1 pseudogene is annotated in these 1,017 nt (G+C 60.8%); it reads right to left on the bottom strand.

Going from position 1 to position 1,017, the window contains the following annotated elements:
• Positions 1-504 precede the first annotated feature (504 nt).
• Positions 505-828 (bottom strand): annotated as a pseudogene (locus SI859A1_RS22420) (undecaprenyl-phosphate glucose phosphotransferase); the annotation flags it as partial.
• Positions 829-1,017 lie beyond the last annotated feature (189 nt).

Below are 1,017 nucleotides of genomic sequence, written 5' to 3'. Positions count from 1 at the left end.
AAAGTGCCACTGACGTCTAAGAACCATTTTATCATGACATTACCTATAAAATAGCGTATCACGAGGCCTTTCGTCTCGCGCGTTTCGGTGATGACGGTGAAACCTCTGACACATGCAGCTCCCGGAGACGGTCACAGCTTGTCTGTAAGCGGATGCCGGGAGCAGACAAGCCCGTCAGGGCGCGTCAGCGGGTGTTGGCGGGTGTCGGGGCTGGCTTAACTATGCGGCATCAGAGCAGATTGTACTGAGAGTGCACCATATGCGGTGTGAAATACCGCACAGATGCGTAAGGAGAAAATACCGCATCAGGCGCCATTCGCCATTCAGGCTGCGCAACTGTTGGGAAGGGCGATCGGTGCGGGCCTCTTCGCTATTACGCCAGAATTCGAGCTCGGTACCCCTGAGTCTAGGTCGGACTAGACCTTGTAAAACGACGGCCAGTCCAGTGTGCTGGAAAGCGCCGTGCTCCAGGTTCGGATTGTCGTTGACCTCGATCAGGAAGACGCCGTCGACGAACCAGCTGCCCATCCAGAACCGCGAATAGGCCGCGTCGTTGAACAGGAAGAACAGGCCCACCGTGAGGAAGCAGAGCGTCAGGCCCCAGGCGATGGCGATCCGCCAGAGCTGGGCGGCCCGACCCTTCAGAACCGAGATCTCGTAGCCGTCGGCCAGATTGATCGCGAGGACGCCGAGCGCCGCGCCGACCAGCGACAGGACGACGTAGGATTCCCACAGATGCGTCGAAACGCCGACATAGCCGACGAAGAGAGCCAGCCCGAGCAGCGTCAGCAGCACGAACTCGACACCGCGCCAGATGCCCGACAGCATCCGCGGGGTGATGAAATCGTCCTTGTACTGGGCCGCCGCCCGCGCCGCGAAGGCGTTCAGCTCGACCGGCGCGTCGGGCTCGGGGAAGCTGACGACCGTCACGTCGTTCAAAGGCAGGCTGGATTCGATCTTCGCCATGTCTGGTCGACTCCCATTCCGCCAGCAGTTCGGGCCGCGACCGCAAGGTCG

Source organism: Aurantimonas manganoxydans SI85-9A1 (genome assembly GCF_000153465.1).
GTDB lineage: Bacteria > Pseudomonadota > Alphaproteobacteria > Rhizobiales > Rhizobiaceae > Aurantimonas > Aurantimonas manganoxydans.
Note: the sequence above shows the minus strand (reverse complement) of the source record. Positions and strands in the feature narration are given on the sequence as shown.